General features: G+C 45.2%; 15 protein-coding genes. 12 read left to right on the top strand and 3 right to left on the bottom strand.

Annotated features, from left to right (window positions below; all coding sequences use genetic code 11):
- Positions 1–17: 17 nt before the first annotated feature.
- The 9 genes from OH461_RS06535 (at position 18) to purF (ending at position 13,572) form a co-directional block, all read left to right on the top strand.
- Entirely contained in the window at positions 18–1,151 is a 1,134-nt protein-coding gene (locus tag OH461_RS06535) for a 4-phosphoerythronate dehydrogenase (protein WP_270019784.1), read from the top strand.
- On the top strand, positions 1,148–2,161 hold the full coding sequence (locus OH461_RS06530; protein ID WP_270019783.1) for an aspartate-semialdehyde dehydrogenase: 1,014 nt from the start codon (positions 1,148–1,150) through the stop codon (positions 2,159–2,161). Before OH461_RS06535 ends, OH461_RS06530 begins: the two co-directional genes overlap by 4 nt.
- Positions 2,162–2,360: 199 nt before the next feature.
- The gene (locus OH461_RS06525; RefSeq protein ID WP_270019782.1) at positions 2,361–7,517 is read left to right on the top strand and encodes a FimV/HubP family polar landmark protein; all 5,157 of its coding nucleotides are present in this window, start codon (positions 2,361–2,363) and stop codon (positions 7,515–7,517) included.
- 133 nt (positions 7,518–7,650) lie between these two features.
- Positions 7,651–8,448 carry a tRNA pseudouridine(38-40) synthase TruA gene (gene truA, locus OH461_RS06520; protein WP_270019781.1) on the top strand — a complete coding sequence of 266 codons (798 nt, stop codon included), beginning with the start codon at positions 7,651–7,653 and terminating at the stop codon, positions 8,446–8,448.
- A 228-nt stretch (positions 8,449–8,676) separates the two neighbouring features.
- Positions 8,677–9,603, top strand: a complete 927-nt coding sequence (accD, locus tag OH461_RS06515; protein WP_270019780.1) for an acetyl-CoA carboxylase, carboxyltransferase subunit beta — start codon at positions 8,677–8,679, stop codon at positions 9,601–9,603.
- A 44-nt stretch (positions 9,604–9,647) separates the two neighbouring features.
- Positions 9,648–10,913 carry a bifunctional tetrahydrofolate synthase/dihydrofolate synthase gene (gene folC, locus OH461_RS06510; RefSeq protein WP_270019779.1) on the top strand — a complete coding sequence of 422 codons (1,266 nt, stop codon included), beginning with the start codon at positions 9,648–9,650 and terminating at the stop codon, positions 10,911–10,913.
- On the top strand, positions 10,914–11,468 hold the full coding sequence (locus OH461_RS06505; protein ID WP_270019778.1) for an SPOR domain-containing protein: 555 nt from the start codon (positions 10,914–10,916) through the stop codon (positions 11,466–11,468).
- 62 nt (positions 11,469–11,530) lie between these two features.
- Complete coding sequence (locus OH461_RS06500; RefSeq protein WP_270019777.1) at positions 11,531–12,022, top strand: CvpA family protein; 492 nt, start codon at positions 11,531–11,533, stop codon at positions 12,020–12,022.
- A 35-nt stretch (positions 12,023–12,057) separates the two neighbouring features.
- A complete protein-coding gene (purF, locus tag OH461_RS06495) occupies positions 12,058–13,572 on the top strand; it encodes an amidophosphoribosyltransferase (protein WP_270019776.1) in 1,515 nt (504 codons plus the stop codon).
- 72 nt (positions 13,573–13,644) lie between these two features.
- On the opposite strand, the gene znuB is transcribed toward purF, so the two are convergent.
- Together znuB and znuC are read right to left on the bottom strand one after the other, a co-directional pair.
- Positions 13,645–14,427: a zinc ABC transporter permease subunit ZnuB gene (gene znuB / locus OH461_RS06490; protein WP_270019775.1), complete on the bottom strand. Its 783-nt coding sequence runs from the start codon at positions 14,425–14,427 to the stop codon at positions 13,645–13,647.
- The gene (gene znuC, locus OH461_RS06485) at positions 14,420–15,211 is read right to left on the bottom strand and encodes a zinc ABC transporter ATP-binding protein ZnuC (protein ID WP_270019774.1); all 792 of its coding nucleotides are present in this window, start codon (positions 15,209–15,211) and stop codon (positions 14,420–14,422) included. The genes znuB and znuC overlap by 8 nt, the downstream gene beginning before the upstream one ends.
- An 82-nt stretch (positions 15,212–15,293) precedes the next feature.
- Between znuC and znuA the strand changes: the two genes are divergently transcribed.
- The 3 genes from znuA to OH461_RS06470 all read left to right on the top strand — a co-directional run bounded on the left by znuA (position 15,294) and on the right by OH461_RS06470 (position 20,151).
- The gene (znuA, locus tag OH461_RS06480; protein WP_270019876.1) at positions 15,294–16,178 is read left to right on the top strand and encodes a zinc ABC transporter substrate-binding protein ZnuA; all 885 of its coding nucleotides are present in this window, start codon (positions 15,294–15,296) and stop codon (positions 16,176–16,178) included.
- Positions 16,179–16,330: 152 nt separating this feature from the next.
- Positions 16,331–19,696: an AraC family transcriptional regulator gene (locus OH461_RS06475; RefSeq protein ID WP_270019773.1), complete on the top strand. Its 3,366-nt coding sequence runs from the start codon at positions 16,331–16,333 to the stop codon at positions 19,694–19,696.
- 101 nt (positions 19,697–19,797) lie between these two features.
- On the top strand, positions 19,798–20,151 hold the full coding sequence (locus OH461_RS06470; RefSeq protein ID WP_270019772.1) for a DUF3147 family protein: 354 nt from the start codon (positions 19,798–19,800) through the stop codon (positions 20,149–20,151).
- 66 nt (positions 20,152–20,217) lie between these two features.
- Here the strand turns inward: OH461_RS06470 and OH461_RS06465 are convergent, their stop codons facing one another.
- Positions 20,218–20,433 carry a TIGR02450 family Trp-rich protein gene (locus tag OH461_RS06465; protein ID WP_270019771.1) on the bottom strand — a complete coding sequence of 72 codons (216 nt, stop codon included), beginning with the start codon at positions 20,431–20,433 and terminating at the stop codon, positions 20,218–20,220.
- Positions 20,434–20,797: the final 364 nt, after the last annotated feature.

Raw genomic sequence — 20,797 nt, 5'->3', positions numbered from 1 at the left:
ATAGCGAACGAACCAAAATGAAAATAGTAATTGACGAAAATATGCCTTACGCAGAAGAGCTGTTTAGCCAACTGGGTGAGGTGGTACTTAAGCCGGGTCGCACTTTAACCGCTGATGATCTTGTTGATGTTGATGCGTTGATGATTCGTTCTGTCACGAAAGTGAATGCGGATCTGATTGCGAAAGCGAATAAACTGAAGTTTGTTGGCACCGCAACTGCGGGCATGGACCACGTTGATCAAGCGCTGATGAAAGAAAAGGGTATTTTCTTTACTGCTGCCCCGGGTTGCAACAAAGTCGGTGTCGCGGAGTACGTGTTTAGTGCCATGATGGTATTGGCGCAGCAACAAGGCTTTTCTGTATTTAATAAGACAGTAGGTATCATCGGTGCAGGCCAAGTAGGTAGTTACTTGCAGCAATGTTTAGAAGGCATTGGTATCAAGGTTCTGTTAAACGATCCGCCTAAGCTGCTTGCGGGCGATACCCGTCAATTTACTCCACTGGATGAGCTACTTGAGCAGGCAGATGTTATTACGCTACATACGCCTATCACGCGTGATGGTGAGCATCCCACTCATCATTTAATCAACCAGCAAGTCTTAGATAATCTGCGTAGTGATCAGATTCTGATTAACGCCGCTCGTGGCCCAGTGGTTGATAACCAAGCGTTGAAACAGCGATTAGCACAAGCAGATGGTTTTACCGCCGTATTGGATGTGTTCGAGTTCGAACCTCAGGTTGATATGGAGCTGCTACCTCTGCTAGCATTCGCCACCCCTCATGTCGCAGGTTATGGCCTAGAAGGTAAAGCCCGTGGCACGACGATGATTTTTAATAGTTACTGTGAGTTTTTGGGTAAACCCCTTGCAGCAACTGCACATGAGTTACTGCCGATTGCCCCTATTCCTCAGCTAGAATTAGATCGAGCGTGGGATGAAGCAACGCTGCACAATTTAACTCAGATAATTTATGATGTGCGCAAAGATGACGCCTTATTCCGCCGTGAGATCCATAAGCCGGGTGCATTTGACCAAATGCGCAAGTCATACTGGGATCGCCGTGAATATGGTGCCGTAAAGCTAGTTGGCCGTGAAAGTTGTAATCTTGCGCCATTAGCAAAACTAGGTTTTCAAATTGAGGTAGATGAATGAGCCAACAATTTAACGTGGCCGTACTTGGCGCAACAGGCGCTGTAGGTGAGACCATTATTGAGGTGCTGCAAGAGCGCAACTTTCCTGTCGGTGAAATCTTCCTATTAGCAAGTGAGCGTAGCGAAGGCAAAACATACCGCTTCAATGGTAAAACGGTACGTGTTCAAAACGTTGAAGAATTCGACTGGTCTCAAGCGCATATTGCTCTGTTTTCAGCAGGTGGCGAGCTATCCGCTAAATGGGCTCCTGTTGCGGCAGACTATGGCGTAGTCGTGATCGATAATACATCACACTACCGCTACGAATACGACGTACCTCTTGTTGTGCCTGAAGTAAACCCAGAAGCTATTGCTGAGTTTCGTAACCGCAATATCATCGCTAACCCGAACTGCTCGACTATTCAAATGCTCGTTGCGTTGAAACCGATTCACGATGCAGTAGGTATTGAGCGCATTAACGTCTCTACTTACCAATCCGTATCTGGCGCAGGTAAAGGTGGCATTGACGAGTTGGCTGGTCAAACGGCGAAGCTTTTGAATGGTCTTCCGGCGGAAACTGAACAGTTTAGTCAGCAAATTGCGTTTAACTGTATTCCACAAATCGATCAGATGATGGAAAACGGTTACACCAAAGAAGAAATGAAGATGGTGTGGGAAACACAAAAAATCTTCAATGACCCATCAATTACGGTTAACCCAACGTGTGTTCGCGTACCAGTATTTTACGGACACGCAGAGGCGGTTCATGTTGAAACTCGTGCTCCAATTGATGCTCAAGAAGTGATTCAAATGTTGGAAAACACCGATGGTATCGAAGTATTCCACGGTGAAGATTTCCCAACTCAAGTTCGTGATGCTGGTGGTAAAGACCACGTAATGGTAGGTCGTATTCGTAACGATATTAGCCACCACAGCGGTATTAACTTGTGGGTAGTAGCAGACAATGTTCGCAAAGGTGCAGCAACCAACGCTGTACAAATTGCCGAAGTATTGATTCGCGATTACTACTGATTTTATTAAATCCCTGCCCAAAGCCCTGCTAATCTAGCGGGGCTTTTTTAATCGATCTTGAAAAAAATGTGTGAGATTAATGCGATTATCGAGCTAGGCACACATTTTTTGGCTCTATAGCTATAGTTTTGCCACCATGATCCGATATATTTAGCAGATCACTGTAAAAATAATTTTTGAGCACCTAGCTGAGCCTTCTATGCGTCGACTTCTTCAACGTCTGCTAATGCCAATCGCTTTAGTAGCCGTGACTCAGACAAACATCGTAAGTGCAGAAAGTATTCGCCTAACAGGGCCGAATGGTGAGTTGCAAAGTTCACCGCAATATTCTGAACAAGTTAATCGTAACCGAGCACCGGTCAGCGAGCCTTCTCGTTTCTACGGGCCAACCTCCCAGCAAGAAACGCTATGGAGTATTGCTTCCCGTTTACGTCCTTCAAATCGAGTTTCTGTTCAGCAAACGCTACTTGCCATTTATCAGCTAAACCCTCAAGCGTTTGAAAACCAAAATATCCATACGCTAATTCCAAACAGCACCATTCGTATCCCTTCATTGACGCAAGTACAAAGCGTTTCGACTGATGAAGCCGTACGTGTGATGAACTTACACCAGGCTCGTTTAGATGCGGAGCAGCCGTCCAGTTCTCCTGCGGCTCAAACTGCAAAAGTTTCTGAGCCTAAAGCTCAACCAACAAAAGCTGATCCAGCCGTTGAAACGACCAAACCTCAAACCGCGAATGTTGACGTTAAATCAGCAACGGATGTTGAAAAGCCGGTTAAAGCTGAAACACCGAAGCCAAGCATTACTGATTCAGCAGAGATGGCTGACAGTGAGTTAGTGGCATTAGAAGAAAAGAATCATCGCTTGCGTTTAATGCTGGCTGAAGTGCAAACAGAAGTTGATGGTCTGAAAGATGAGCTGGGTGATGAAACTCGAATTCGTTCTGAGGTAGAAAAGCTACTTGAAGCGGAACGCCAACGACTTGCTGAGCAGCAACTTAATGCGCCATCAGCCCTAGATAACATTTTGTCGAACGGTTGGCTTGTGGCTGCTTTGGCTATCATCCCAGGGCTACTCATTGGTTTAATCCTAGTGATGGTGCTAGGGCGTAAGAAAGAACAAGCTGCCGCGCCAGCGGTTACTGAACAACCTCAAGCTCCTATGAGCCCAGCTGCGCCAATGGCAGCGGATACATTAGATGAAAGCTTAGATGATGACGAACTTGGCTTAGATGACGACCTATTTGGCGAATCAAGCGATGATGAGCTGCTGTTCTCTGATGAAACAGGTGAAGAGGGCCAAACATCAGACGAATTGGATGTTTTCGCTGACCTTGATGACAACGATTTAGACTTCAACCTAGAAGGTGAAGATGGCGAAGACCCATTTGCTGCAATCGGTGACGATGGCGACCTTGACGAATCGTTGGCGGATCTTGATGTTAGCTCAAATGGCATCAGCGTAAGCGGTGAAGAGAAAGCGCTAGGTCTAGAAGAAATGGAACGCGCGCTTGATGACGTCATTATTGAAGACTCTGATGAACAAGAGCAAGAATTTGACCTCTCTGATGGTGAAGTGAGTCAAAGCGATTTAGATGATCTGTTTAACTCTGCGCTTGAAGGTAGCGAAGATCTAGGCGATTCAGACCTAGACCAAGCGATGCTTGATGAACTGTTGACGGAAGCCAGTGACGATGACGACAGCTTATCGTTTGATAATTTATTAGATGAAGGCGATAGCGCCTTTGATTTAAGTGATGAGAGCGAAGAACAGCTTGATTCAGTCAATATTGCGTCAGACAGTGAAATCGATGATCTATTTGCACAGATTGAATCGCAGGCCAACTTAGAACAATTGGATGCAGAATCGGCTGACACCAGCGCACAAGATGATGGTTTGGCTCAGCTAGAACAAGAAAGCACGGATCTTTTTGATGAGCTGTTTGATGGCTCAACAGAGCAAGCTGAATCAGATTTGAGTCAGACTCAAATGCTCGATGAGTTGCTCGATGAAGCCGATTCAGGCTTCGACCTCAGTGTTGAAGAAGACAATACCGAGCTACTTGACGAGTTATTGCAAGAAGCAGAAGACGATACCTTAACGGATCTTGATACGGATTCTGCGGCGATGCTCGACGAGCTGTTGTCTGATAATGATCTAGATGAAGAGCTAGATTCAGGCGTGAACAGTGACAGTACAGATCTGCTTGATGAACTGCTCGAAGACAATGGCTTTAGTGAAGATGGCTTGACTGATTTGGATGAAAACTCAGTCGATATGCTTGATGAGCTATTGGAAGAGGATGATGTATCTGAGCAAGCCGAAGACAGCACCGCATTATTGGATGAGTTGCTTGCAGATAACGGTTTCGATGAAGAGAACTCTGTTGAGTTAGATGCAGACTCTGTCGATATGCTCGATGAGCTGCTTGAAGATGATGAGCCATCTTTAGAGGCAGCGGAAGTTACTGATAATAGTACTGATCTTTTAGATGAACTTGTTAGTGATGATGCGGAAGTAGACAGCAGCGCAGCATTAGGTGACGATGGTACGGATCTGTTTGAAGAGCTACTCGAAATCGAGAAAAGTTCTGCTGATGCTGATGCTGATGCTGATGCTGATGCTGATGCTGATCTTGAGTCAATCGTTGAACCTAGTGAAGAGGTGCTTTCTGAACTAGATGAGACTGAGCTAGAAGCATCAGAGCCTGACAATCAATCTACTGATGAGTTGTTATCTGAAAGCGAAGTCACTCCAGAGCCTGAAGTTACCAAAGAATTTTCCAGTGAAGACTTCTTAGACGACATGCTTAATGTCGCCCCTGAGGCAGACCCACTGCTTGATGAGTTTGACTATGAAGAAGAGTCGACCTTAGATACTTCTAGTGCAGATATCGCTGAAGAAAATACTGCTGAACCTGAGCTTGAACCACAAACTCCGCAGGTTGAAGAAACTCGCCCAACGTCGTCTCTTGAAACCATTGACAATGAGTTTGGCACGCCAAGTGATGATGATTGGTTGATTGATGATGAAATCGAAGCGGAAAGCCCTTTAGCTCAGCTTCGTTCAGACCCTCAGCTAGAGCCTGACGCTGAACTAGAGGTTGACGATAGAGCATTGGACGCGGTCGAAGAGCCGCAAGAACCTCCTTTCGTTGAGTCAGAATCCGAGGCAGAACTTGAAGCGCCAGCAGAACAAGCAGAAGAGTCATTTAGCTTTGATGATTTAGAACTGCCAGAGTATGGCGAAGAAGATGCTATTGCCGATGCAGTTCAAGAGCCTGTAGTTGAAGCCGAGCTCGAAGCTTCAGCAGAGCAAGCAGAAGAATCATTTAGCTTTGATGATTTAGAGCTTCCTGAGTATAGCGAAGAAGATGCAATTGCCGACGCAGCCCAAGAGCCTGTAGTTGAAGCCGAGCTTGAAGCGCCAGCAGAGCAAGCGGAAGAGTCATTCAGCTTTGATGATTTAGAACTTCCTGAGTATAGCGAAGCAGATGCAATTGCTGACGCAGTTCAAGAGCCTGTAGTTGAAGCTGAACTTGAAGCGCCAGCAGAGCAAGCGGAAGAGTCATTCAGCTTTGATGATTTAGAACTGCCTGAGTATAGCGAAGAAGATGCAATTGCCGACGCAGCCCAAGAGCCTGCGGCCGAAGCCGAGCCTGAAGCACCAGCAGAGCAAGCGGAAGAGTCATTTAGCTTTGATGATTTAGAACTTCCTGAGTATAGCGAAGAAGATGCGATTGCCGATGCCGCTCAAGAGCCTGTAGTTGAAGCCGAACTTGAAGCGCCAGCAGAGCAAGCAGAAGAGTCATTTAGCTTTGATGACCTAGAACTGCCAGAGTATGGCCAAGCAGATGCCATTGCGGACGCAGCTCAAGAGCCTGCAGTAGAAGCCGAACTTGAAGCGCCAGCAGAGCAAGCGGAAGAGTCATTTAGCTTTGATGACCTAGAGCTGCCAGAGTATAGCGAGCAAGATGCTATCGCTGATGCAGCTCAAGAGCCTGCGGCCGAAGCCGAGCTTGGAGCACGAGCAGAGCATGCGGAAGAGTTATTCAGCTTTGATGATTTAGAACTTCCTGAGTATAGCGAAGCAGATGCAATTGCTGACGCAGTTCAAGAGCCTGCGGCCGAAGCCGAGATTGAAGCACCAGCAGAGCAAGCGGAAGATTCATTTAGCTTTGATGATCTAGAATTGCCAGAGTATGGCGAAGCAGATGCAATCGCCGACGCAGCCCAACAGCCTGTAGTTGAAGCCGAGCCAGAAGCGCCAGTAGAGCAAGCAGGAGAGTCATTTAGCTTTGATGACCTAGAACTGCCAGAGTATGGCGAAGCAGATGCCATTGCTGACGCAGTTCAAGAGCCTGCGGACGAAGCTGAACTTGAAGCGCCTACGGAGCAAGCAGAAGAATCATTCAGCTTTGATGATTTAGAACTGCCAGAGTATAGCGAGCAAGATGCTATCGCTGATGCAGCTCAAGAGCCTGCAGTTAAAGCCGAGCTTGAAGCGCCAGCAGAGCAAGTAGAAGAGTCATTTAGTTTTGATGACCTAGAGCTGCCAGAGTATAGCGAGCAAGATGTTATCGCTGAAGCAGTTCAAGAGCCTGCAATCGAAGCCGAGTTTGAAGCGCCAGCAGAACAAGCTGAATCAGAAGCGAACGTAGAGTCTGAACTTGATGATAGAGATGCGTTAGCCGATTTATTTAGTGCTGATACTGATCAGTCAGCAGTGTTACCTGAGTCTGATTTTGATGAGAGCGCCTTCAATGAGCTACTTGCAGAAGGGCAAGATGACTATCAGCCGATCGCTCAATCCGTTGATAAACAGACAAGTGATGCTGCTGGCTTAGACATTGATGCCATGCTTGAAATGGGTGGTGAAGATTGGAATGGCTTTAGCCTTTCTCCTGAGCAGCAAGCGACCATCTCAGACGATATTCCTGAAGATGAGTTACAAGCATGGGATAGTGACAATCAACCTACACAAGCAAAAGTCGTCAACGAAGACTGGGAAAGCCAAGATAGCCTTGCAGACTTCAATCCGAAAGAGAATCAGTACCGAACTATTGATGAGTTAATGGCGGAAGTGGATTTAGAAGAGCAGCAAGTTAACCCTGATGAAGAAGAGTTGAAACTTGACGTTGGTTTAAGTGATTTTCCTGACGTGATTGGTAACGTGTCGCAAACCGATGTTGATGCCAATGCAGAAGCAGCAGGTAAGCTAGACTTAGCTAAAATATACATGGAAATGAATGACTCGAATGGCGCTATTAAGCTGTTAGAGGAAGCCATCGTAGATGGTAGTGATGACATTCGCCGTGAAGCTAAAAACCTGATTGATGCAATCAACGGGCGCTAGCCATCTTCATTTGAAGTCATAGAGGGGCGAGATTCGCCCCTTTCTTATTCTAAATTTTCAAAATAATCGCGGTGACTTGAAGCTCATATTAGTTTCGTTATACTGCCCGCCCCATGTTCTAAGAGAGACCAAGATGAGAATTGCTTTAGGTATTGAGTATAACGGCACTCACTACTTTGGCTGGCAACGTCAAAGAGAAGTTCAAAGCGTGCAAGAAAAGCTTGAGCAAGCATTAAGTAAAGTCGCTAATCATCCGGTAGAAGTTCAATGTGCTGGGCGCACGGATGCTGGTGTGCATGGTACTGGTCAGGTCGTCCACTTTGATACAACAGCCAGCCGTAAAATGGTGGCTTGGACAATGGGAGCGAACGCTAATCTGCCAAGTGATATTGCTGTGCGATGGGCGAAAGAAGTACCGGAAGAAGAGTTTCACGCTCGCTTTTCGGCAACCGCACGTCGCTATCGTTATATTATCTTTAACAGTGCACTGAGACCGGGCATTTTGAGCTCAGGAGTGAGTCATTATCACGGTGAACTGGATGTAGAAAAAATGCATCAGGCGGGTCAATACTTGTTGGGCGAGAACGATTTTACCTCGTTCCGTGCTGTGCACTGTCAGTCTCGCAGCCCATGGCGTAATCTAATGCACTTGAATGTAACTCGTCATGGTCAATATGTGGTGATTGATATCAAAGCGAATGCGTTTGTGCATCATATGGTTCGCAATATCACGGGTAGCCTGATTTGTGTCGGGCGCGGTGAAAAAGAACCAGAATGGATTGAATGGTTGTTGGAAGCAAAAGACCGCAAATTAGCCGGAGCAACGGCAAAAGCGGAGGGGCTATATCTCGTTGATGTGGACTACCCAGAGCAGTTTGAATTACCAAGAGTGCCGATTGGCCCACTGTTTTTGCCTGACGATTTGAACTAAATCGAGGTAAACTGTTCAAATAATGTGAGAATTTAGCTAATTAACTGATAAACCTATATAGTATTTACTGTATGGTATCGACTGTAAACGATTGGCTCAGCTTAGCAAAAATAGGTACAACCAGTTTTTTGTCTACAGTTGGCATTTTATGTGCTTTAATCCTCACGCATAAATTCAGATTTTGTATCTTTCGCATGGCGCGGAAGAGAGATAGAGAAAAGGTCTTCCATGAGTTGGCTTGAAAAGATTTTAGAAAAAAGCAACATCGTTAGTTCACGTAAAGCGTCTATCCCTGAAGGGGTTTGGACTAAATGTACTTCATGTGAGCAGGTGCTTTATCACGCTGAACTAGAGCGTAACCTAGAAGTATGTCCAAAATGTGATCATCACATGCGTATGAAAGCGCGTCGTCGTTTGGAAACTTTCCTTGATGAAAACAATCGAGTTGAGTTAGCGAACGATCTAGAACCAATGGACAAACTAAAGTTCAAAGATTCGAAGCGATACAAAGATCGTATCTCTGCTGCGCAAAAGAGCAGTGGTGAAAAAGATGCGTTAGTTGTAATGCAGGGTGAAGTCGTTGGCATCCCAGTAGTAGCATGTGCTTTTGAATTTACCTTCATGGGTGGTTCAATGGGTTCTGTTGTAGGGGCTCGATTTGTGAAAGCAGTTGAAGCCGCGATGGAAAACAACTGTGGCCTTGTATGTTTCTCTGCAAGTGGCGGTGCACGCATGCAAGAGGCGTTAATGTCTCTAATGCAAATGGCGAAAACCAGTGCTGCGCTTGAGCGTTTATCGCAAAAAGGTCTACCGTTTATCTCAGTGATGACAGATCCAACGATGGGCGGTGTATCAGCAAGTTTAGCCATGCTTGGCGACATCAACATTGGTGAGCCTAAAGCATTGATTGGTTTTGCTGGTCGTCGTGTTATCGAGCAAACGGTACGTGAAGATCTACCGGAAGGTTTCCAACGCAGTGAGTTCCTACTTGAGCATGGTGCGATTGATATGATTGTTGATCGCCGTGAAATGCGCCAACGTGTAGGTAGCCTACTTGCGAAATTGACTAACACAGCATCACCATTAGTGGTTTCTGTGAACGATTCTCCGCAAGAACCTGAGTATTCTGTACCAGAAGCAGACGAAAAAGGGTAAAGTAACACACTAACAGCAACCACCAATTTCTTGGTTAAAGTTAGATGAGTCAAACCCAAATTCCTCAAGCCACATCTTCACTTACGATGTGGCTTGATTATTTAACAAATATCCACACCTCTGCGATCGATCTCGGTTTAGACCGTGTCCAAGCTGTCGCAACTAAAGCAAACCTTACTAAACCTGCTCCTACGGTGATTACCGTTGCCGGCACGAACGGTAAAGGGTCAACCTGCGCCATGATGGAAGCTATCTTGCTTGATGCAGGCTACTCTGTTGGGGTTTACAGTTCACCACATCTAATTCGTTACAACGAACGCGTGCGTATCAATGGCCAAGACCTGGCCGATGAAAAGCATGTTCAGGCTTTTGATTTTATAGAGCAGCAACGTGGTGATATTAGCTTAAGCTTTTTCGAGTACGGTACATTAGCTGCGCTTCGCCTGTTTCAAACCGAGAAAGTAGACGTTGTACTGCTTGAAGTCGGTTTAGGCGGTCGATTAGATGCAACCAATGTCGTTGATCACGATGTTTCGTTAATCACCAGCTTAGCTATTGATCATGTTGATTGGCTAGGCGATGACATCAATGTCATTGGTTTTGAAAAAGCGGGTATTTTCCGCTCGGCTAAGCCTGCAATATGTGGTCAACCGAAAGCGCCCGCAACGGTAGCCGCGCATGCGGATGATATTGGTGCTGAGTTTTACCAAGTGGGTATTCAGTATGAGTACCAGACCACCTCAGAATCGACTTGGCGTTGGCAGCATGGCAGTTTTGAACTGACTGATTTACCGATTCCAAATCTACCATTGCCAAATGCGGCTACGGCGCTAATGGCGTTAGCGACAGCTCATTTAGATTTGAGTGACGTTAATATCGTTAATGGTCTACGCAACGCGCAGTTACCGGGGCGCATGCAATTGATTAGCTCTGAGCCTACTGTGTTGCTTGATGTGGCCCACAATCCACATTCTGCGCAATACTTGGTTGAACGAGTTCAACAACAATACCCAGATCAAGCGATCCATCTAGTGGTCGCGATGTTACATGACAAAGATATTAAATCGACGTTAGAAATTTTATCCCCCCTCGCTACTGCGTGGTATCCAGCTTCGTTAACTGGGCCTAGAGCAGCTAAAGCGGAAGAGTTATGTGCTTACTTACCTGATGGGACAACACGCTATGACAGCGCTGTAGCGGCATTTGATGCAGCGATGACAAAAGTCAGCAGTCAAGATGTCATTATTGTCGTTGGCTCGTTCCACACCGTTGGTGAGGTACTTGAGCACTGGCACAGCAAAGGAGCATAAATGGCAAGTAAATTCCAAAATCGCCTAGTCGGTACTGTAATACTCGTCTCTTTGGGTGCGATTTTTTTGCCAGACGTGTTAGATGGCAAGAAAACACATTACCAAGAAGAAATTGCGAGTATTCCAATTAAACCGGAACTGCAAAGTGATGTTGAAACTTTTGAGGTTCTTGAGCCAGAAGAGGACAGCAGCGCACTACCACCGACACCAGTGGAAGTAGTGGTAGAAACGCCTTCTCAAGAATCTAAACCGGCAGTAGAAGAAGACAAACCGCTTCCGGTCGTGGTGAAAGAAGTGCCAGAGAAGAATGAGTACCAAGACAGTGCTTGGATCATTCAGTTAATGGCATTGAAGAATGCAGATAACGCAAAGAATGTGGTGAAAGATCTGCAAAAACGTGGTTATCAAGCGCACACCAAATTAGAAAACGGTTTTACTCGCGTGATCATCGGCCCTGATGTATCAAAAAATAAGCTAGAACGCCAAATATTAGAATTGGAAAAAATTACCGGTTCAAAAGGCCGATTGCTTAAATTTAAACCACTAAATCCTTAAGAAAACGTTTGCGTCGGCATTTTTTCTGTTAAAATGCGCGCCAACTTAGAATGTGAATACACATGAATTGGTTAGATATTGTCATTTTAAGTGTGATCGGCCTATCGGCTGTGATCAGTTTAATTCGCGGTTTCGTTCAAGAAGCCTTGTCGTTGGTAATTTGGTTTGGCGCTGTTTTTATCGCCAGTACATACTACAGTCGGTTGGCGGTGTACTTTACTAAAATTCAAGATGACATGATTCGGGACGGCGCTGCAATTGCTGCACTATTTATAGCAACGCTGATTATCGGTGCGTTGGTTAACTATTTAATACGGCAGCTTGTTCAGAAAACAGGGCTTTCTGGTACTGACCGTATACTCGGTGTGGTATTTGGAGCGTTACGTGGCGTGTTGATCGTCTCTGGTGTGTTGTTCTTTGTTGATATTTTTACTACCTTGAATCAAAACGACTGGTGGCAACAATCTCAGCTGGTAGAACATTTCCAAGTAATTATTCGTCCGTTTTTCGAACATTTACAAGCTAAATCGAGTTTCTTATCTGGCGTGTCTTGACGCGCCAGCCATTGTCGCAAATCGAGGGTTAGGACATGTGTGGTATTGTTGGAATCGTGGGCACTACGCCTGTAAACCAGTCTATTTATGATGCATTGACGGTATTACAGCATCGTGGCCAAGATGCCGCAGGTATTTGTACCATAGAAAGCAATCGTTTTCGTCTGCGTAAAGCGAACGGATTGGTGAAAGATGTGTTTGAAGCAAAACACATGCAACGACTGCAAGGTACAGTAGGGATTGGGCATGTTCGTTACCCGACAGCAGGTAGTGCGAGCGCCTCTGAAGCTCAACCATTCTATGTAAACTCACCATTTGGTATTACGCTGGCGCATAACGGCAACTTAACTAATGCGAATGAAGTTCGTGCTAAATTGTTTGAGAAAGACCGTCGCCACCTAAACACCACTTCGGACTCAGAAGTATTACTTAACGTGCTTGCGCATGAGATTGATACCGTGCGTGGTGATGTTGACTCTGAAGATGTTTTCCGTGCAGTGACGAATGTTCATCGTACTATTCGTGGTGCATACGCGGTTGTCGCGATGATCATTGGCCACGGCTTGATTGCGTTTCGCGATCCAAAAGGTATTCGCCCTCTATGCCTAGGTAAACGTGAAATTGATGGTCGTACTGAGTACATGGTGGCGTCAGAGTCTGTCGCGCTAGATGCCGTTGGTTTTGACTTCGTGCGCGACGTTGCACCAGGTGAAGCGATTTACGCAACCTTTGAAGGTGAGTTGTTCACGCAGCAATGTGCCGACAATCCAGAGCTAAACCCATGTATGTTCGAGTTTGTTTACTTCGCTCGTCCAGATTCATTCATCGATAAAATTTCGGTTTACAGCGCTCGCGTTGAAATGGGTAAAAAGCTCGGTGATCGTATTCGTGACGAATACAGCCACCTAGATATCGATGTGGTTATTCCTATCCCAGAAACCTCGTGTGACATTGCACTGCAAATTGCTCAAGCGATTGATAAGCCGTACCGCCAAGGTTTTGTTAAGAACCGTTATGTTGGCCGTACCTTTATTATGCCGGGTCAGCAGCAACGTAAGAAATCAGTTCGCCGCAAACTTAACGCTATTCGTTCAGAGTTTAAGGACAAAAACGTTCTTCTGGTTGATGACTCGATTGTACGTGGTACTACATCAGAGCAGATTATTGAGATGGCTCGTGATTCAGGTGCTAAAAAAGTCTTCATGGTGTCAGCTGCTCCAGAGATTCGCTTCCCGAACGTTTATGGTATCGACATGCCTAGCGCAAACGAGCTAATTGCTCATGGCCGTGATAATGATCAGATTTGTAAGCAAATCGGTGCTGACGAGCTTATCTTCCAAACCATTGAAGATTTGGTTGACGCTGTTGGTTCAGGTAATCGTGATATCGCTAAATTTGAAACGTCGGTATTTAGTGGCGAATACGTGACTGGCGATATCTCACAGCAATACTTGGAGTACTTAGAGTCACTACGTAGTGATGATGCGAAAGTACAACGCGAGATTCAGCAAGAGCTCGTTAACCTAGAGCTGCACAACGAAGGCGCATAACCAGATTAGTGTGCAAGAGATAAAAGAAAGGCTTCCATCTTGGAAGCCTTTTTTGTGTATTGGTTTTGCTATTTAAGCGACTTTCTTCATTTGGCCAAGTAGGAACATTGCGGTCGCACTGATAACCACCGATGGGCCTGCTGGGGTATCAAAGTGCCAAGACATGCTTAAGCCAAGCAGTACGGCGATAGAGCCGATAACTGAGGCTATCAACGCCATTTGTTCTGGTGTTTGTGCAAAGCGTCGAGCTGTTGCCGCTGGAATGATTAGCAAAGAGGTCATGATCAGAGCGCCGACGAACTTCATACCGACAGCAATCACCATGCCCACTAATAACATCAAGATAAGACGCATTAAATCGGTGTTATGGCCTTCAACTGCTGCAAGGTCTTCGTTGACAGTCGTTGATAGAAGCGGACGCCAAAAAATCGCTAATACAATGGCGACAGCAACTGCGCCTGAATAAATGAAAATCAAATCAGTCGGTGAAACGGCTAATAAGTCTCCGAATAAGTAACTCATTAAATCAATTCGAACATTATCAAGGAAACTGACTGCCACTAAGCCAAGTGATAAAGCACTGTGAGCAAGAATGCCCAGTAACGTATCTGTTGCAACTAACTGCTGTTTTTGCAATGTCACTAGAATCACGGCCAAGGCTAAACAGCAAATAACGAGCGCTAGATATAAATTGATGTCTAGTAAGAAGCCAAGTGCCAAACCCATTAATGAAGCATGGGCTAGGGTATCACCGAAATAGGCCATTTTTCGCCAAACGACAAACGAGCCAAGCGGGCCAGCAATGAGTGCGATGCCAAGGCCAGCAATAATAGAAGGTAATAGAAACTCAATCATGGTGATGGTGCCCGTGAGAGTGATGTGAACAGTTATCCGCCTCTCCAGAAACCGGCTGACCGGCTAAGTCATGGTGATGATGGCTATGCTGGTGATGGTAAAAAGCCAAACTTTCTTGCGGTGAATGATGGCCAAATAGCGCGATATATTTTGGGTGTTGGGTAATCGTTGCTGGCGCGCCTGAGCAACAAATATGATGATGCAGACAAATGACATGATCGGTTTTAGCCATTACTAAATGGAGATCATGCGACACCATAAATACCGCGCAGTTAAAACGATGGCGAATGGTATTAATCAGATCGTAAAGGTCGATCTGTCCCTGAACATCTACACCTTGAGCTGGCTCATCCAATACAAGTAAGCCTGGGCGTTGCAGCAGTGCACGCGCAAGCATCACGCGCTGGTTTTCACCGCCAGACAAAGCGTGCATATTCGATTTGATAAGGTGCTCAGCACCAACCAGCTTTAACGCTTCCAATATCTCTTGCTGGCTATAGCGCCCAGCTAAAGAGAGAAAACGGGTTACGTTAAGCGGCAGTGAATCATTAAGTTTTAGCTTTTGTGGTACGTAGCCGATTTTAAGACCTTTGGGTTTATTTATTTTCCCTTGGTACGACTTCTGTAGTCCGAGTAAAACTTTTACCAGTGTGGATTTACCTGCACCGTTTGGGCCTACAAGGGTGGTAATCTCACCTCGGCTTAAAGATAAGCTAACGTTATCCAGGACTTTACGGCCATCAAACTGTACGGAGATGGTGTCGAGTTCGACGAGTGACGACATGAATGGAACTCATTTGCAATTAACTTGTGTTATAATGTAACATTTGGGCTTCTTAAAAGCTACTCGTGTGTCGAACAAGATGATGAAAAAAAAGATTGCTCTATTTAGTGTCTTAGCAGCCTTGCCAATTGCTGCACAAGCTCAAACGATTTTAACCAGTATTAAACCGATTCAAATGATCACCGCTGAAATCACTCAAGGGGTGAGTGAACCTCAGGTACTCTTGAATTCAAATACTTCTCCTCACGATTATGCGATGCGTCCATCTGATGTAAAAAAAGTAGTGGATGCTGATTTAGTGATTTGGTTTGGCCATGATCTCGAACCTTTCATGGAAAAAGTACTAGAAAAGCAACCTTCAGTGCTAACTATCTCAGACGTTGATGGTTTAGAGCTACGTGAATTTGGCGAAGAACATGACCATCATGATCACCATGGGCATGATCATGGTAGCCATGATCCACACTTCTGGTTGGGTTACAAACCTACACTTCAAGCCGCTGAGGCCATCAAAGATCGTCTAACGAAAGTCGATCCAGAAAACGCAACTGCTTACCAAGCGAACTATGATGCGTTTGTTAAACAATATGCGGATAAAAAGCAGCAGGTAACAGCGCAGCTAGCGGCTGTTAATCAGGAAGGTTACTTTGTATTCCATGACGCTTATACCTATTTTGAGAAAGATTATGGCTTAAACAGCTTAGGCCATTTCACGGTGAGCCCTGAACGTAAACCGGGTGCAAAAACCTTGATTAAAATACGTACCGCGCTGGCTGAAAGCAAAGCGAAATGTGTCTTCTCAGAGCCACAATTTACACCTGCTGTCGTAGAGTCTGTAGTTCGTGGAAGTGACGCTAAGATCGGCGTTCTTGACCCTCTAGGCACCAATATTGATGTAAAACCGGGTAGCTACTTTGAGTTTATCGATCAACTATCTGCGAGTTTTTCAGACTGTTTGTCTAAATAATGGGCTTGCGGGCAAAGTTCATTGCAAAATCGGGTGAATAGATTAGGTATCACCCTCAATATGAAATAGAATGAACGGCATAATTATTGATGAAGTGATTCGGAGTGAGTCACTTCCTTTTTTGCTGTTTATTGCTGCTAGGGATTTAGCTGGTGAAACGAGCCTTTTGGGCGGCTCTGCTCTATTTCATATCAACTGTTGTTTACGCGTTTGACTCTTCGCCTTCGGTATTTTATCCATTACCGATGCAGAGCCAAGGACGCGTCGTGGCAGCAAAACAGCTGTTCTTAGCTGAAGGCGGCGGCCTTTGGATTCATGATGTTAAGGACAAAGTACTCTTCTTTGACGGTCAAACCGTTTCCCCTAAATTTGGTTCAGCGCTGCCTTATGAGGCCGATCAGGTCGTGTTTCACGCAAAACGATTCTGGACCTTTAGCGACAATTCAATCTATCGCTCTACCTCACTAAATGAGAGGGAGTTAGTATTCAGCCTTCCTCCAGGTTCTGAGATCATCAAAATTGGCGCGAGTCGTGGCTACATTTGGGTGACAGATGAAACCGCTTTTTATACCTATCATGTTGCCAGTGGTGAGTTTTCAACTTATTCGCTGATGGAGCTGTATCAATACAGCCAAGGCACATCATTAAAAATCAATGACGCCTTACTTATCCGTTCTAAATGGACATTAGCCACCAATGCTGGGGTGTTTGTTTCTGAAGGGAGCGGTCATTTCCAGTTTGTACCCAAATCGAACAATCGTTATATCGAGAAGCTGTATTTTTCTGAAGAGCGTAGAGAGCTGATTATAGGTTCAAGTAAAGGGGCCGTTGTTGTTGATATTAATGATACGAGCAAACCTAAATTTGTTATCGCAGCGCCACACACTTTAGCGATAGCCGAGACCAAAGAAGAATATTGGATTGGTACCGAAAATGGGTTGTTCGTTTACTCATTTTTGACCGGAGAAACGCGTCAGTATTCAGGTGAAGAAGATGCCGGTTACGCTTTAGAAGGCCGTAAAGTTCATTCGATTATTAATGATGATGCGGGTGGTATGTGGATCGGCACTAACAAGGGCGTGCATTATTTTTCTCTCTTTGGTGATAAGTTCGAGCGCTTTCCTTCCCAAGAACTGAACCAAAGTGGCTCGGGTTCTAAGCTAATCAACCTTACGCCGCTGAAAGATGGCTCGGGCTATATCGCGGTTTCACATAAAGGTGTATTTGTTGTTGAGCATGACTACGAGCATTTGAAAGAGTACATCTACAAAGGGAAAGTAAATGACGTACTAGAGTGGCAGGGCAATGTTTGGATTGCGACCAACCAAGGGATTGTTTGCGTCAACTTGGCAACGGGGCATGTTGTTCAAGACGATAAACTGCCATTGCTGCTTAAAAGTAGCACGGTTAAATTTCTCGAAGTGGACAAGGCGGGCAATATTTGGGGAGCCGATGAGTCTCACTTGTGGAGTTATCATGCAAAGTCTGGTGCGCTGGTGGAGTTTGGCTCCGAATGGATGTCAGCCAAGCACCTGCCTGCACGCTTAACTTACATGCTAGTTACTGAGAGAGGCCATTTGGTGCTTGGCACTGAACACGGTGTTTATGTGTTGAAAGCAGGTCAGCTCCATTTTGTTTCCGGTAGTGTCGATTTTGGGGCGGTGCACAGTATCGCAGAAGCCAATGATGACAATATTTGGGTGGCTAGCAATTATGGCGTCTTTCTGCTCGACTTGCGCACAGAATACTTGCGCACGTTGCCAACGATAGATGAGCACATTACGCCTAAATGTGTCGTGTCGAACACCAATGGCATGTGGTTAACCTCATCTGCTGGCTTGAGTCATTATACTTTTGCAGGTGATCTCGTTGCACATTATGGTCAACCGTTTGGCATTATCAATAATGAGTTCAGCGCCGGTTTTTGTTTAAAAGATACCGATTCTGAATCCGCACTATTGCTTGGTTCATGGCACAGCTTGGTGAGAATCATCACTCAAGATTTGTCAGTGAGCCCAATGCCAGAAGCTCGCGCAATATTCAGTAATGTTCGCGTCAATCAAGAGATGGTGTCTTTTGGCTCAGTCCCACAAGAAAAGGTGGTCGTTCCCTACGGTGAATCTATTGGTTTCCAAATTGGCGTATTACCGCAAGTGAGTGGTTCGACGCTAGAGTACCGTTTGAGTGACGATACTCGATGGACGACATTAGATGGCTTTCAAATCGCGTTTGAAGGCTTATATCCGGGTAAATACACATTGCATGTGCGCCCGGTGGTGAACGGCTTAGAACGGGGTAGAGAGAGCAGTTTCCATTTTAGAGTGACAGAGCCTTGGTATCTATCCACTTGGGCGTTTGCGTTATACATCATTACACTAGTGAGTTTTATTGGGGTAATTGTTTATTGGCGCTCAAGAATCATGACGGTGGCTAACCGAGAGTTAAAATCTCAGGTCGCGTTAAAGACCAATCAGTTACGCCATCAAAGTCGGATCTTGCTGAGCAACAACCATCAACTTCGTAAGCAGCTTCAAGTGCGCCGTCTTATTTTCAGCCAAGCTATTCATTCATTTAGAGAACGCTTGTCTAAGTCACGAGCGTCTCTACCAGATGAAAAGCGCTCTGCCGAGAAAAAGATGATTGATCAGATTTCAAGCGAGTTGGAACTACTGCTCAATGTGCGAGAGAGCCAAAACCTGCAATCCCCAGCTTATAACTTAGGGCTTATCTTTGGCTCTGTTCTGAGTGGGTGGAAAGAAGAAATGGCTAAGTCCGGATTAACGCTAGAGATTGAAGCGCGATCGAATCGGGACAAATATGTGGCACTTGATTACTTCAACTTGGATGTCATGTTCAATTTGGTTTTTGATAGCTTCGTAAAACGTTGTTTCCGTCATCAAACCATCGAAGTACAGATCTGCCAAAAAGAGGAATCTGTTGCCTTAGTGATGACTGACTTTGGTACCGCGATTGATACGTCAAACAACAGCAGTTGGGGCGAAATCTTAACCTTGGTGGAAGTGAGTGGTGGCGTGACAGAGCTTAGCTGCGCTGATGGCCATAATGTAGTGACACTTTCTTGGCCTAGAACCGATCCATTTGATGAGCATACTATCGTTGAGATGGATCGGGGTGAGGACGACGAGTCGTTTGTTCACGCTGGCGTATATCAAGACCCTTGGCTTGAAAAGCTGGAAGGCTTGGTCATAGAGAACTTCTCAGATTCAGATTTTGGCACCTCAACGGCAGCGAAGATGATGTTTGTATCAGAGCGTAGCTTACAGCGCCGCTTCAAGAATGCGACTCAGCGTACCTTTACTGATTACCTCAATGAAACTCGTCTTGATAAGGCCTGTAGACGACTATTGGCAGGAGAGAAGGTTTCAGACGTAGCGTTTGAGTGTGGTTTCAATGACCCTTCCTATTTTAGTCAGAAATTTAAGCATCGCTTTGGGGTTTCTCCGACACAGTTTGTTGAAGAAAAAGATTCGAATTACGAAATCGGGGCAGATATATAGCGTCACGTTAAGTGGTTTGTAACGCCCTAACTAGGCAACGTGTAGATAAACGCCTAGATTGAAATAAGCTAACAAAGTTAAAGACTTAGTCAGGAGGTTGTGTGCTCTGGATTGTTACCAAGTACTTATTAACAGCAGCTATCGTTGTTCTTATTTCCGAAGTGGCTAAGAGAAGCGATAAATTTGGTGCTTTAGTTGCTGCATTACCGACGGTTACGATTTTAGCGTTGGTTTGGATGTATATTGAAGGGCAGGGGACGGAAAAGCTATCAAACCACGCGTACTATACGTTTTGGTTTGTCGTGCCAACGTTGCCAATGTTTCTTCTCTTTCCTTATTTACTCGGTAAATATTCTTTCTGGGTTACATTGATGTTGAGTTGTTTAATATCAGTGGCTTGTTTTGCTATTGTGAATTTCGTGGCGAAGTATTTTGGAGTGAACCTGCTCTCTTGAGTGTTTAAGCCAAACGACGACTTTAAGGTAGGTTTGCAACGTTATGTGAGACGTTTGCTGGGTGTTTTATTTCCAGCCTTGGAGCCACTTTTCGCTGTCCTTCAAATCTTTCCAATCAATGGAATATTCCTTCTTAGACAGTACTGCCTCAAGTGTGCAGGAGCTTACCGAACCATCCTCTTCGAACGCAATCGCTGACACTAAAAAATGCTTTTCTCTTTTTGACGGTTTGATTGCCGTCCACTTGCTATTGTGTAACTTGGCTGGATTAATTCGATTCATTATAACCTCATCAAATGATGGTATTTAACTCGCTGCGAACTTGTACGAACTGCGTACTTGTAGAGTTCAATCAATCCTTACGACAATAGAGGCAACCTCAACGCCTGATAAATTTCGTTTGTTCGCCTTTGTTAATTGCCCTCCAACTTTATCTTAGGCTCATTGTATTTAGGGAATAAGCTTTGTGTCGTTGATAGTGTGGTATTGATGTGACACGCGTTTGTCTTAAGGAGTGAGTCACGGCATGAGCGATGTACTTGTTGGCTAGTTTGATATTTGGTGACGAAAATTATTAACAATTAACTTAATGCGATGATTTGTAAGGATTTAGTTTCTATTAGGGGATGGCTGTTAAAAGATTCGG

Origin of the sequence: Vibrio sp. LaRot3 (assembly GCF_027587025.1) — a bacterium.
Classification (GTDB): domain Bacteria; phylum Pseudomonadota; class Gammaproteobacteria; order Enterobacterales; family Vibrionaceae; genus Vibrio.
Note: the sequence above shows the minus strand (reverse complement) of the source record. Positions and strands in the feature narration are given on the sequence as shown.